The organism is Arenibacter sp. 6A1, from assembly GCF_012272855.1.
In the GTDB taxonomy this organism is placed as follows: domain Bacteria; phylum Bacteroidota; class Bacteroidia; order Flavobacteriales; family Flavobacteriaceae; genus Arenibacter.
Genome location: NZ_JAAXCQ010000006.1, coordinates 184,505 through 197,655, shown reverse-complemented (window position 1 = coordinate 197,655; position 13,151 = coordinate 184,505). Strand labels below are relative to the sequence as shown.

Below are 13,151 nucleotides of genomic sequence, written 5' to 3'. Positions count from 1 at the left end.
TCTTATAAAAAAACACCAAAATATTGGGCATTTAACTATTAAAAACATTAGATGAAATCTTACAACAAAAGGACGTTTAAAATTGTAAAATCGCAAACCAACCCAATATCCATGAGTCCAGTCGTCTTTCTTTCCTCTACGGAAAAAACTGCCTAAGGTTTCATTCTAAAAAATATCACAAACATAAATTAATTGTTAAAATCATAAAGTATTATAATTCATCTTTCCTTTTTATGATACTTTTAAGAATTTACCCTTTTAAAAACCAAGTATAATCAAATGAAAATCAAAGTATCTATTCTCCTACTATTTTCTGGTTTTAGCATGCTTGCTCAAGAGCGACTATCATTAGAAAACATGAATGATTTCAGAAATCAATCAGGAAATTGGCAAATTATTGGCAGTGTTTTAGCCAATCGGAACATTTCGGTACATCCGGAGCCAGAGCCCGAATCAAAAAAAGCTTCTAAACGCCGTAAACGCAAAAACAGGAAGTCTGCCCCAGCATTGGCTGCTGTACAGACACAAGCAGGAACTGGAATTCTATATAACAACTATAGCCAGACCCAAAAAGACCATTTATTGACAACATGGGAACACGGAGACCTAAAATTAGAATTGGAAGTACTGATTCCAAATGGCTCCAATTCTGGTATATACTTACAAGGTCGCTATGAAGTACAATTAAAGGACAGCTGGGGTGTTAAAAACCCAACTTCCAGTGATATTGGTGGTATTCATCGAAATTGGGAAACAACACCAGGAAAGATATTTATGGGAATCAATCCTTTGAGCAACCCTACCAAAGCTCCAGGCTTATGGCAAAAAATTGCCATTCATTTCCAAGCCCCAAGATTTAATGATGCTGGTGAAAAAATAGCCAATGCCAAGTTAATCTCTGCGACCTTAAACGGTGTTTTAATCCATAGTAATGTAGAAATACCTTTGCCTACCGGAGGCCCTATTTCCAATACCGAAGTTGCAACCGGACCTTTGATGATCCAAGGGGACCACGGTCCTATTGCTTTTAGAAATATCAAATACCAATTATTGACCAACTCCAAAGTGACCCTTAACGATCTTTCCTATAAAACTTATAAGGGCGATTTTAAAGGTTTGGAAGACCTGGAAGCCGCAAAAGTTGTAAAACAAGCATCTGCTAAAAGTATCGATGTGCATGTTACGGATGAAGAGGATGCCTACGGTATTACTTATTCCGGTTCTATCGCTATCCCTGAAGATGACAACTATACCTTTGAAATTGGATATACCGGAGGAGCAAGCTTTACCATTGATGGTAACACCATAGCTTCTAACAATTCCTCAGATTCCGAAGGCGTACTTTCTAAAGAAATTGCTTTAAGAGCCGGCACACATTCCTTTACGATTACCAATATTAAAACGGCCGCCTGGAGAGCACCACGATTAGGATTTACAATAAGCAGTGCTAAAACCAACCCAAAAAGTTTTCATGTATTCGATTCTTATCCTCCAAGTGTAAATTCCGTATCTCCCATATATGTTTCTGCCGAGGCAGAGCCACGAATGCTCAGAGGATTTGTTAGTTTTAAAGGCAACGAACAACGTCTTTCCCATACGATAGGTGTCGGCACTAATGAGGGACTTAATTTTGTTTACGATTTGGAATCGGCCAACCTTGTTGGCGTATGGCGAGGCAATTTTGTGAACGCTACTCCAATGTGGCATAGCCGTGGTGACGGTTCTTTTAATCCTGATGGTGCTGTACAATGGACTTTTTTGAACCAGCCATTAGCCCAACTCGAGGACTTAAATGTTGCCTTCCCTGCCACAGGAACAACCCCTGACTTTAAACCAGAAGGCTATACCATGGATACGACAGACGGCTTACCTATTTTTAAGCATACTTATAAGGGAGCTGCCATCACCAATAAAATATATCCTAATAACAACAATACCCATTTAATTCATGAGATCAATGTTTCGGGTACCGTGGATGCCAATTGGTATTATAAAATAGCATCGGGCAAGGCTGAAAAACAAGCCGATGGCTCCTTTACCATCAACGATAAGGAATACTACATCAATATTCTTTCGGGACAACAGCCTATAGTTCGAGAAATAAATGGAGAGACAGAATTGTTGGTATTAGCCGATGGCAGTACTATTAAATATGAAATAATTTGGTAAGAAACATGAGAACCTACATACATAACACTTTAAAAAAGATGCAAACATTGGCTTTTATCAGCTTGTTTGCCTCTACAAATGCCCTACTTGCACAAAACGCTCCTACAGAGGACGATTATTATAGGATCACTACTATCCCCACTCCAGAAGGAATTCTGGTAGAAGGCGGTGGTGTCGTATCACTTCCTAATGGAAGTTTGGCGGTATCTACCCGAAGGGGGGACGTATGGACCATAGAAAACCCTTCTATGGCCAACGGCCAGCAGCCTGTTTTTAAAAAATTCGCTCAAGGTCTTCATGAGCCTTTAGGCCTTGCTTATAAAAACGATGCCTTATATACGGCGCAGCGAGGAGAATTGACCAGGTTAAAAGATACTGATGGCGATGGGATTGCCGATGAGTACAAGACCATTTATGCATGGCCGCTTTCTACCCATTACCACGAATATTCTTTTGGTCCTGTATTAGCTCCCGATAACAGCTTTTTTGTCACTGCCAATGTTGCCTTTGGCAATGAGGAATGGTGGCGCGGGGAAAGCCGAAAGCCTTGGAGAGCATGGACCATGAAAATCACCGAAGATGGTCAAATGGAGCCATGGGCAACGGGAATGCGATCTCCGGCGGGCTACGGATTGGTAGATAACGAATTATTCTATTCCGAAAACCAAGGCGATTGGGTTGGCTCTGGCGCCATTTGGCACCTTTCCAAAGGAACTTTTGCCGGACACCCTGCGGGACTAAGGTGGTCTGGGCATAAAAACTCTCCTATAACCCTTACCGAAGAGCAGTTCTATAGCAAAATTGACATACGACAGGTAAAGGTAAATGGTCGTTACGTGAAGCCCGAGAATATCAACGATGAAAAAAACCCGGATTTTGCCTATCAATTTTTAGAAGATTTCCCCGGTTTAAAACTTCCTGCAGTTATTCTTCCCCATGGGATTTTAGGGATTTCGAACTCGGAATTAAAAGTAGACGAAACCAAGGGGAAATTCGGACCTTTTAGTGGTCAGCTACTCGTGGGTGATATGGGACAAAGTAAAATTATGCGAGTAGTCCTAGAAAAGGTAAAAGGCGAATACCAAGGGGTAGCCTTCGATTTTAGATCTGGATTCCAATCGGGTGTAATGCGAATGGATTTTGATAACGAAGGACGGCTATTCGTAGGAGAAACGAATAGAGGTTGGGGTTCTGCCGGAACTACCAACTCTGGATTAGAATTCCTTACATGGACCGGACGTATGCCATTTGAGATGAAAACGGTAAAAGCGATGCCAGACGGGTTTGAACTAGAATTCACCCTTCCTGTTGACAAGGCTTCTGCCGAAGACTTAGATTCCTATACAGGAAAAAGCTACATCTATAAATACCACGCCGCCTATGGTAGTCCACAGACCAATATAGAAGAAATTAAAATTAAAGGAGTAAAGGTTAGTGAAGACGGGATGAAAGTTCGCGTGGTTACCGATAACCTTAGACCGTATTACGTGCATGAAATTATGCTCGCTGGTGTCAAGGCAAAAACATCTTCCAACCAACTATTGCATCCTACTTTTTACTACACACTTAACAATATTCCTGATGGGGACAAATTATCGGTTTCCGAACTTTCTACCAAAAGATCTAGTGCTAGAAAAAAAGTAACCCCTAAAAAGGCCGCTCCTAAACAAATAGCGACCAATATTAAGGTTTTAACGGATACCGAAATTCAGCCATTTTTAACAAATAACACCTGTGTTGCCTGTCATCACAAGGACAAAAGGGTAATTGGCCCGTCGTTTAAAGAAATTGCCAAACGCAATTATACAGACGAAAAAATTGTAGATTTAATTTACAATCCACAGCCTAAGAACTGGCCAGAATACGCTACTCCGATGGCACCTATGCCCCATGTTCCAAAAGATCAGGCATTAAAAATAGCGGCTTGGATAAATTCATTGAAAAAATAATCTCACCCTATTCCTTATTAAAAAGGCCTCAAATCTATGATAGATTTGAGGCCTTTCTTGTTATACCATTTTAATTCTTACGGAGCAGTTAAGGTTTCCCAAGACAGGGATCCGTTTTCTATATCTTTTACCAGCTCCGGAAAGGCTGCCAACATATTCTTTGCCCTAGCATTGTCTGAAACATAACAGCATAGCGCTCCCGCCTTTTTCTCAGCGGTCTTTTCACTGTGCAATAAACGCTCCATATCCAATAAAAGCCCATCGTCCAAAAACTTGCCCACAGGCCTCCAAAAATAGGGATCCACTTCTCTTGAAGCTGCCCAACGTTCATGGCCATAATCTGATATAATCCTAGCGAGTTCAGCATTGGCCCTTTGATCTACCGATAAGATCTGCTTTAAATCTTGTTGCATAAAAGCGGCCTTTAAATACATTTGATTCCATTGCTGATCATTAAAAAACAATGCCGGATACGGATTATTCATCGTAATGGCATCGAAGACCGTCGCTATATTGGTCCTCAAGGCTTCGACAGCCTGATTTTTATAATCTGACGGATTTGGTAAAAGGACCAAAAACTTTAAAAAAGTTTCCAATTCACTTTTGTCTGCCACTTGGATAATATTAGCGACTTTAGTTTTGAAAAAAGTAGCATTTTCTTCCAATACCCGTACCAAAAGATAAATTCGGCCCAATTCATGGATGGTAGCTTTCTGAGTCCTTAGATACTCACTTAATTCTGCATCTCCTATAGTTATGGAAAGTTCATTTAATTTTATTTTCGAAGGAATCAGACTATAGGTCAAATATAAGTCTTTGGTGGATTCGGCTTCCAGAATGTGAATTATTTTAGACAACAGCCATTGCTTCTCCTCCTCGGCCAAATTATGCTCCAATATTTTAAACAACTGCTCACTTACATTTTTAAACAACATATTCTTTTTTAAATCTTTAAATTCAACGACACAACATCCAACTTACTTCTTAAATAACAGCAACTTAGCCCACAAAAAGGCTTGTTTGTTGTAAACCAAAGAATAAATATAAAACTATATCATTATATATTATGGCCCTTAGGGCTATTCTTTCTATTTTTGAGATAGAATTAAGGAATTATGTTAGGTTTAAAATTACCCACAGACCCTCGATGGGTCAATATTGTAGAAAAAAATATCGATGAGATATTGACGGATCACGCCTATTGCGAGCAAAAAGCGGCCAGTACTGCTATTTCGTTAATTGTTAGTTTTCCAGAATACACAGACCTTATCCAAGAAATGATAGCTTTATCTAGGGAAGAAATGGGCCATTTTAAAATGGTACACGACCGGATATTGGAACGAGGAAAAACCTTGGGAAGAGACCGCAAGGACGACTATGTTATTGCTCTGATGAAGTTTTTCCCAAAAGGAGGCAGTAGAACCACACAGCTCGTTCATCGATTACTATATGCTGCTTTAATAGAAGCACGTAGTTGTGAACGTTTCAGATTACTATCGGAACAACTTGAAGACAAGGAACTGGCATCTTTTTATCACAAACTCATGATTAGCGAAGCGGGCCATTACACAATGTTTTTAAAGTTCGCCAGACAATATGGTGATCGCCAAGAGGTAGATAGCAAGTGGGAAGCCTTGCTGACCTATGAAGCCGAAATAATGAAGGATCTTGGAAACAAAGAATCGGTACACGGATAATGAAAAAAGGTATTGACAAAGCGTTGTATATGCTTTAACAATACCTTTATAAAACTTTTTAAGGTTATCTAATCAATAATACCCTCTTAATTTTCCGTATAGTACAGGGTCTTTATAATCCCATCGGAAAGCCCAATTTTTGGTACATGGATTTTTTTTACCCCCAACCATTTGGCGGCATTTATAAAAATCCGGGTCGCATGGATAATAACATCGGCCCTATCTGGATTTAAGCCCAATTCTGATACCCTTTCTTCGAAGGTAAGGCTTTGTAAAAAATGATACTGCCCCTTTAGCCATACATACGATAAGGGATCTCCTAATTTTCTGCCCGACATTTTGTGCAGTTTATTGATGTTTCCCCCTGAACCGATTATTGATAGGTTTGACAGTCCTTTAACATTATTTTTCAGCCAAAGCTCCAACTCCTTCCAAAGGGCATCATCGACCATATCATTTAACAATCGTACGGTTCCTATTTTAAAGGACTGGGAGATTTTTATTTCTCCTTCTGTAAAAACGGTAAACTCTGTACTGCCTCCTCCTACATCAATATAAAGGTAGTTTTCATCTTTTTTAATGACATTTTTTAGGTCTGTAGACGCTATAATAGAAGCTTCTTTTTCACCATCTATGATTTCTATATTGACGCCCGAGGCCTCAAATATATCGGAAATCACCTCTTCTCCATTCGCAGCTTCGCGCATTGCAGAAGTGGCACAAGCCATATATTTTTCTACCCCATGTACCTTCATCAATAACTGAAAGGCTTTCATTGCATTGACCAAACGATCGGTGTTCCTATCAGAAATCCTTCCGTTCACAAAGACATCTTCCCCTAAACGAATGGGAAGCCTCACTAGAGCACTCTTTCTAAAGAGTGTTTTTTTGCCTTCTTCCTCGATAACGTTATGGGTCAATAAACGGATTGCATTGGATCCTATATCTATAGCGGCAAATTTACGTACTTTCAATAGTCAACAATTTTAAGAATTTAATTTATTTAGGTAATAGTCGTACATCGCAAATTGAGAACGGACTTTCTTTTCGTCATTTTCCCTATAAGCATTATCCTGTTTTTCGGAAAAAACACGGGCTTTTACATTGTCTTGCCAACATATTTCGAAAGTATCCAACAACTCTTGTTTCACATCCTGATCATAAATAGGCACTCCCACTTCTACACGGTAATCTAAATTTCTAGTCATCCAATCTGCTGATGATATATAAACTTTTGGATTGCCATCATTCCCGAAAATAAAAACTCTTGGGTGCTCTAAGAACTTATCGACAATACTGATTGCTTCAATATTCTCGCTCATTCCCTTTACTCCAGGCACCAAACAGCAGATTCCTCTTATAATCAATTGGATTTTTACACCTGCCTGACTAGCTTCGTACAATTTATCGACCATTTTATAAGAAGTAAAGCTGTTCATTTTAATTTTTATAAAGGCCTCTTTCCCTTCTTTCGCGTTCCGAATTTCCTTATCTATTAAGCGTTTAAAAACATTCTTAGTATAATGAGGAGAAACAACAAGGTGTTTATATTTGTTGATTTTATAGGTCGTCTCAAAGAAATCGAAGACTTTGTTCAGTTCTTTCAAGATTCCTTGATGGGCTGTAAACAAGGTATAATCGGTATATATTTTAGCCGTGGACTCGTTAAAATTCCCAGTGCTCAAAAACCCGTATCGTTTTATTTCGTTTCCTTCTTCGCGTTCTACCAAACATATTTTACTGTGAACTTTAAGCCCACGGACACCAAAGATCAGTTTCACGCCTTCTGCTTGCAATTGCTCGGCATATTTAATATTTGCCTGCTCATCGAATCTTGCTTGCAATTCTATCTGCACTGTTACATGCTTTCCGTTTTTTACGGCATTGATCAAAGAAGCGGCGACTTGCGAATTATTAGCGAGTCTATATACCGTAATTTTAATATTCCGAACCTTGGGATCTAAGGCCGCTTCTCTCAGGAATTTAATAATATAGGAAAAGGTTTGAAAAGGGGTGTATTGTAAAAAGTCCTTTTCTGCAATTCGCTCAAAAAGACTTCCTTCCATAGAAATCCCTTTTACCGGCAAAGGCAATATTTTCTCGTACATCAGGTCTTGCCTACCCAAACTAGGGAACCCCATATAATCGCGCCGATTATGATATCTTCCTCCCGGAATTATACTATCGGTATCCTCTACGTCCATTTTATCTTTCAGAAAGGTTAGGGTATCTTCCCCTATATTCTTGTCGTAAACGAACCGTACGGGGTCACTTATTTTACGGTGCTCAACACTCGAGGATATCTTTTCAATAAAACTCTTACTTAGATCATTATCCATATCGAGCTCGGCATCCCGTGTAATTTTGATCATATGTGCCGATATAGATTCATAATCGAACATATTGAAGACACTTCCCAAACAATACCGGATCACGTCGTCCAACATAATAATATAACTTCTATCCCCCTCCTTTGGCAAGACTACAAACCTGTCTATTTCTTTAGGAATTTCAATAAGGGCATAGCGTTTTTCTTTATTTTCCGAGCTCTCACCATCCGAATTTTTCAAGATCAGTTTTATTGCCAAATATGCCGCGGTATCATTCAGCATAGGGAATTCTGTAAGATCATTTAAAATAATGGTCATTAAAACAGGACTCACCCTTTGTAGAAAGTAGTTTTTTATAAACTGGGATTGCCCCTCAGATATTTCCGTTTCGTTGATCAGAAAAATATTCTTGGTCTCCAATTCGGCTTCGATATCTCCTAGTATTTCTAAACTTCTAGTTTGTTGATTAATTACTATGTTGGTAATTTCTTCTAACAGATCTTTTGCCTTTTCACCTCCCAGAACACTTTTTCCCGTTTTACCGGCATCTACGATTCTTTTTACCGTTGCATAGCGCACCTTAAAGAATTCGTCCAAGTTATTTGAAAAAATCCCCAAAAAACGAAGTCGCTCTATTAAGGGAACATTTATATCTGCACTCTCCTGCAGTACTCTAGCATTAAAACTTAACCAACTGATTTCTCGGTTAATATATTGGAATTTATTTTTATTCATTTATTTTAATTGTTTCGGAAATAACGTTCGAACCGTAGTTCCTTTTTTAACGGTATTCCAATCATTTGTATCAAATTTCAACTGCACCAAACCACTGGTAGAAACATTGTTTATATATTGGTTTCCAAGAGAATTTGCAATATGTGTAAAGGCCTCATTATGACCAAAAATCATAACTGTCTCTAACTTATTGTCCAAATTCCTTACAAACTGATATACATCCTCACCCGAAAAATCGTATAGTTGGTGGGCCACCTCCAACTGCGAAAACGGCACATTGACAGTCCTTAAAAAAATTATGGCCGTATGCAATGCCCTATTGGCCGGACTGGAATATGCGGCATCGATTTTCACGGGAGAAGCACTAAAGGTACTCGCCACCAATCCTGCATCCTTTATTCCCCTTTCCAATAAAGGCCTGTCTCTATCGGACACCTTGTATTCCCAAGAAGATTTACCGTGTCTCATTAAAATTAAGGTTTTCATGTGTACAATTTTATGGTTCTATTGATTCACTAATTCCCTCCCAAAACACCCGTGAGAAACAAGGATGGTACCGACCTACTATTAGGGTGCCAGTCGTTCTATTTTCCAGTCAAAATCTGGTTGCAGGCTATAACGGATCCTATCGTGCAAACGGTTGGGGCGTCCCTGCCAAAATTCTATTGAAACGGGCTTTACGATAAAGCCGCCCCAATACAAGGGTCGTTCTACCTCCTTATTTTCATAAGATTTTTCCAAATCTTTTAATTTCTCCTCTAAAAACTCCCTATCCGGAATCACGGAACTCTGATCAGAGACAATAGCCCCTAATTTACTCCCTAGCGGTCTAGACTCAAAGTAGCCATCGGATAAATTTTCGGCAATTTTTTCGGCATTTCCTTTTATGATGACTTGTCTTTCCATATTAGGCCAAAAAAATGAAATACAAACTTTAGGATTTTGCGCGATGGCCTTTCCTTTTTCACTTTCGTAATTAGTATAAAATATAAAGCCTTCATAGGTGTATTTCTTTAATAATACCACCCGATTTTTAGGAAAACCATCTAAACCTACCGTTGATACCGTCATAGCGTTGGGCTCATCTACTCCTTCCGAAGCCTCTACCTCATAAAACCACTTTTGAAACAACTCCATAGGATTAGCAGAAATAGTGCCTTCTGTCAGGGCACTTTTCTCATAGGATTTTCGATAATTCCCTAGGTCTTTTTGCATGCGAAATCTTTAATATTTTAAACTATACCTGTATTTACACAAATTTGCGCAAAACAAACCTAATCACGAAAAGTACGTCGGTTTATTTTAGATATGTTTCCTAATTAAAACAAACTATTATTAATAGGATAAGATTTTAACGAAGAAGATATAGAATATATTTTTAACAGATGGAATCGGGAATAATTTTTATTTTTTCATCGCTGCATTATGCAAGAGCAACCCACGAAAATACATTCTTCTATCCTAAAATTTGATCTGTTGCTAGCTGCCGCAAATTTTTCTTGGGTCGGCATACTGGTTTCTCCTATTTACCCTCCTCTTATATACCTTGCTTACAAGTTACATCTACCTTACTATATTTCAATTTAATTCCATTCTATCTCACCTAAGGACCTTAGTACATTTGCAGATTATTATGCGTTAGGGACCGCGGCGGCATCCCCGCAGCACCGCAAGGGATATAGCCAAGGGCCCGCCCGACGAAGGAGGGAACGCCCAAAGTAATATGCTAAAGACTCTACGAATTCACAATTTCTAATTGCGTCCAAACCTTTTAACAAGACTTAGCACGATTACAAACCTACAGTTGAAATTCCTTGCCGTCATCGGCTAGGGCGACATTGGAGAAAATTGTCTGAGCCTCTTCTTTAAACAGCTCTATAGATTTATAGCGGGTTGAAAAATGCCCTAGAATAAGCTGCCCCACATTGGCCGCTTTTGCAATACTAGCTGCTTCCTTTGCCGTAGCATGTTTTGTTTTTGGCGCCAAATCTTTTTCGGTCTCCAAAAATGTAGCCTCATGATACAATACATCTACATCTTTAATCAGCGGAACAATTGATGTTGTATAAGCTGTATCGCTGCAGAAAGCATAGCTCTTTGGCTTTGGCGGATCAAAGGTAAGCTCGGCATTAGCGATAAGCCTATTATCCTCTAACCTAATATCTCTGCCATTCTTTATATTCTGGTAATAGCAGCGGTCTATACTATATTTTTCGGCTGCCGCGACATTCAATTGCCTTTGCCCCGGCTTTTCCTTGAACAAAAAACCATTGGTATAGACTCTATGCTGTAGTGGAATAGTAGAAACGGTTACTGTATTGTCCTCAAAAACAAGTTCTGATTCCGAAGATGTCAATTCATGGAACAACAGCGGATAATTGGTCCATGAATCCCCTAGTTTTAAAAGTAAGGTTATAGCTTCCTTAATGCCCTTGGGGCCGTATACATGCAATGGCGTCTTCCTTCCCAACAAACGAAAAGTAGAGACTAGTCCTGGTAGTCCAAAAAAATGATCTCCATGTAAATGTGAAATAAAAATATGGTTGATCCTCGAAAACCTGACTTTACTCTTGCGTAATTGTACTTGGGTACCTTCCCCGCAATCTATTAAAAACAAGTGATTTTTAATTTCGAGAACTTGGGCTGTCGGATTATTTAAAGACCTTGGTGTAGCCGCATAACAACCCAGTATATTTAATTTCATCTATGTATATTTATTGTTTTATAACGGTCATATGTAATTCACAAATCTTCATTCGTATTTGCGACCAGTTTTCGGTCGTGCTCATTTCATAAGGTAGGTAAATTGTAAAGACTGCGATTATTATTTCCGCTGAACACATATTTTTCCCTTACCCGTACTAGAAAATCAACAACTGATTTCTGTTTAGAAACCAGCTTGTGGGTCTAGGGCATACGTTGAAAGGCAAGCATCATTTAGGCCGTCTACGGCCACCAAAATAATTATAGAAATATTGGTGTTAGATTAAAGTACCTTAACTTAAAGCTCTAAATCTCTTTCTATTTCTTCCATCTCTATAATATCCATCGCCTCTTGCAAGGTTGGCACCACACAGATCTTGTCTGGAACCTCCTCATAAGAAACCTTATCGGTCACCAAAACAAATGATTTTTTTGATTTGCGATGGGTATCGGAAATTTCCAAAAATTCTAATACGTGATCCGGAGTAAGTTTAGAAAATGAAAAAAGGTTTAAAACGATATGATCGTTTTTAATTTTTGGATACGCTTCATTTAGATTACTCAAAAAACTATTTAATGAGGTATTCTCTTGAAGTACAACTGTGGTATTCCCTTCTTTAGTCAGAATCATAATAACATTATTTAATTTTTGATGCCAATAAATAAATCACTGCCATACGAATGGCTACACCATTTTCTACCTGATTTAGAATAATGGATTGTTTCGAATCTGCCACATCACTGGTTATTTCCACACCGCGATTGATGGGTCCAGGGTGCATGATCACTATTTCCTTGTCCAAGCTGTCTAGCAAGGCCTTGTTTACCCCATACTGTTGGGTATATTCCCTTGTGGTCGGAAAATAACTTATATCGAGTCTTTCATTTTGGATCCTCAGCATATTGGCAACATCGCACCAATTCAAAGCTTTTCGCAAATCTGTTTCTACCGTCACTCCCAAAGACTCAATATATTTGGGCATTAAAGTTTTAGGCCCACAAACCTTTACGTTTGCTCCCTGCAATTTTAAGGCAAAAATATTGGACAACGCTACTCTTGAGTGTAGAATATCGCCAACGATCACTACGTTTTTCCCAGCGACATCGCCTAATTTTTCCCTAATAGAATAAGAGTCCAATAAGGCTTGGGTAGGGTGTTCGTGGGCGCCATCTCCAGCATTTACAATAGCGGCCTTTACATGTTTCGACAAAAATATTCCTGCTCCGGGATTGGGGTGACGCATCACCACCATATCTACCTTCATAGAAAGAATATTGTTAACGGTATCGATAAGGGTTTCCCCTTTTTTCACAGAAGATTGTCCTGCAGAAAAATTGACCACATCGGCCGATAATCTTTTTTCTGCCAATTCAAAAGAGAGTCTTGTACGCGTACTATTTTCAAAAAAGATATTTGCAATGGTAATATCGCGTAATGAAGGTACTTTCTTTATGGATCGGTTGATAACCTCTTTAAAATGATCTGCTGTTTCTAGAATGAGCTGAATATCCGATTCTTTAAGATATTTAATTCCCAACAAGTGATTTACACTTAATTCAGCCATGTT

The 13,151-nt window shown here is 38.9% G+C and carries 11 protein-coding genes; 3 read left to right on the top strand and 8 right to left on the bottom strand.

Going from position 1 to position 13,151, the window contains the following annotated elements; genetic code table 11:
* Window positions 1–279 precede the first annotated feature (279 nt).
* On the top strand, window positions 280–2,169 hold the full coding sequence (locus HCG49_RS07390) for a family 16 glycoside hydrolase (RefSeq protein WP_168468895.1): 1,890 nt from the start codon (window positions 280–282) through the stop codon (window positions 2,167–2,169).
* A 5-nt stretch (window positions 2,170–2,174) separates the two neighbouring features.
* On the top strand, window positions 2,175–4,118 hold the full coding sequence (locus tag HCG49_RS07385; protein WP_205764356.1) for an auracyanin family protein: 1,944 nt from the start codon (window positions 2,175–2,177) through the stop codon (window positions 4,116–4,118).
* A 77-nt stretch (window positions 4,119–4,195) separates the two neighbouring features.
* Here HCG49_RS07385 and HCG49_RS07380 read toward each other — a convergent pair whose 3' ends face one another.
* Window positions 4,196–5,053 carry an EboA domain-containing protein gene (locus HCG49_RS07380; protein ID WP_168468894.1) on the bottom strand — a complete coding sequence of 286 codons (858 nt, stop codon included), beginning with the start codon at window positions 5,051–5,053 and terminating at the stop codon, window positions 4,196–4,198.
* Between the two features lie 180 nt (window positions 5,054–5,233).
* Here HCG49_RS07380 and HCG49_RS07375 point away from each other — a divergent pair, with 180 nt between their 5' ends.
* Window positions 5,234–5,815 carry a tRNA-(ms[2]io[6]A)-hydroxylase gene (locus HCG49_RS07375; protein WP_168468893.1) on the top strand — a complete coding sequence of 194 codons (582 nt, stop codon included), beginning with the start codon at window positions 5,234–5,236 and terminating at the stop codon, window positions 5,813–5,815.
* An 86-nt stretch (window positions 5,816–5,901) separates the two neighbouring features.
* Here the strand turns inward: HCG49_RS07375 and HCG49_RS07370 are convergent, their stop codons facing one another.
* The 7 genes from HCG49_RS07370 to HCG49_RS07340 all read right to left on the bottom strand — a co-directional run bounded on the left by HCG49_RS07370 (window position 5,902) and on the right by HCG49_RS07340 (window position 13,148).
* Window positions 5,902–6,789 carry an exopolyphosphatase gene (locus HCG49_RS07370; protein ID WP_168468892.1) on the bottom strand — a complete coding sequence of 296 codons (888 nt, stop codon included), beginning with the start codon at window positions 6,787–6,789 and terminating at the stop codon, window positions 5,902–5,904.
* 12 nt (window positions 6,790–6,801) lie between these two features.
* On the bottom strand, window positions 6,802–8,880 hold the full coding sequence (ppk1, locus tag HCG49_RS07365; protein WP_168468891.1) for a polyphosphate kinase 1: 2,079 nt from the start codon (window positions 8,878–8,880) through the stop codon (window positions 6,802–6,804).
* Entirely contained in the window at window positions 8,881–9,366 is a 486-nt protein-coding gene (locus tag HCG49_RS07360; protein ID WP_168468890.1) for a SixA phosphatase family protein, read from the bottom strand.
* Between the two features lie 81 nt (window positions 9,367–9,447).
* Window positions 9,448–10,095 carry a pyridoxamine 5'-phosphate oxidase gene (gene pdxH / locus HCG49_RS07355; RefSeq protein ID WP_168468889.1) on the bottom strand — a complete coding sequence of 216 codons (648 nt, stop codon included), beginning with the start codon at window positions 10,093–10,095 and terminating at the stop codon, window positions 9,448–9,450.
* A 583-nt stretch (window positions 10,096–10,678) separates the two neighbouring features.
* The gene (locus tag HCG49_RS07350) at window positions 10,679–11,584 is read right to left on the bottom strand and encodes a ribonuclease Z (protein ID WP_168468888.1); all 906 of its coding nucleotides are present in this window, start codon (window positions 11,582–11,584) and stop codon (window positions 10,679–10,681) included.
* A gap of 297 nt (window positions 11,585–11,881) precedes the next feature.
* Window positions 11,882–12,214 carry a ribonuclease Z gene (locus tag HCG49_RS07345; protein ID WP_072762900.1) on the bottom strand — a complete coding sequence of 111 codons (333 nt, stop codon included), beginning with the start codon at window positions 12,212–12,214 and terminating at the stop codon, window positions 11,882–11,884.
* 7 nt (window positions 12,215–12,221) lie between these two features.
* On the bottom strand, window positions 12,222–13,148 hold the full coding sequence (locus HCG49_RS07340; protein WP_168468887.1) for an aspartate carbamoyltransferase catalytic subunit: 927 nt from the start codon (window positions 13,146–13,148) through the stop codon (window positions 12,222–12,224).
* Between the last annotated feature and the right edge of the window lie 3 nt (window positions 13,149–13,151).

Coding starts and splice junctions, on each gene's coding strand:
- HCG49_RS07385 (WP_205764356.1), top strand. CDS start 2,175: ATGAGAACCTACATACATAACACTTTAAAAAAGATGCAAACATTGGCT.
- HCG49_RS07345 (WP_072762900.1), bottom strand. CDS start 12,214: ATGATTCTGACTAAAGAAGGGAATACCACAGTTGTACTTCAAGAGAAT.
- HCG49_RS07380 (WP_168468894.1), bottom strand. CDS start 5,053: ATGTTGTTTAAAAATGTAAGTGAGCAGTTGTTTAAAATATTGGAGCAT.
- HCG49_RS07340 (WP_168468887.1), bottom strand. CDS start 13,148: ATGGCTGAATTAAGTGTAAATCACTTGTTGGGAATTAAATATCTTAAA.
- ppk1 (WP_168468891.1), bottom strand. CDS start 8,880: ATGAATAAAAATAAATTCCAATATATTAACCGAGAAATCAGTTGGTTA.
- HCG49_RS07390 (WP_168468895.1), top strand. CDS start 280: ATGAAAATCAAAGTATCTATTCTCCTACTATTTTCTGGTTTTAGCATG.
- pdxH (WP_168468889.1), bottom strand. CDS start 10,095: ATGCAAAAAGACCTAGGGAATTATCGAAAATCCTATGAGAAAAGTGCC.
- HCG49_RS07360 (WP_168468890.1), bottom strand. CDS start 9,366: ATGAAAACCTTAATTTTAATGAGACACGGTAAATCTTCTTGGGAATAC.
- HCG49_RS07375 (WP_168468893.1), top strand. CDS start 5,234: ATGTTAGGTTTAAAATTACCCACAGACCCTCGATGGGTCAATATTGTA.
- HCG49_RS07350 (WP_168468888.1), bottom strand. CDS start 11,584: ATGAAATTAAATATACTGGGTTGTTATGCGGCTACACCAAGGTCTTTA.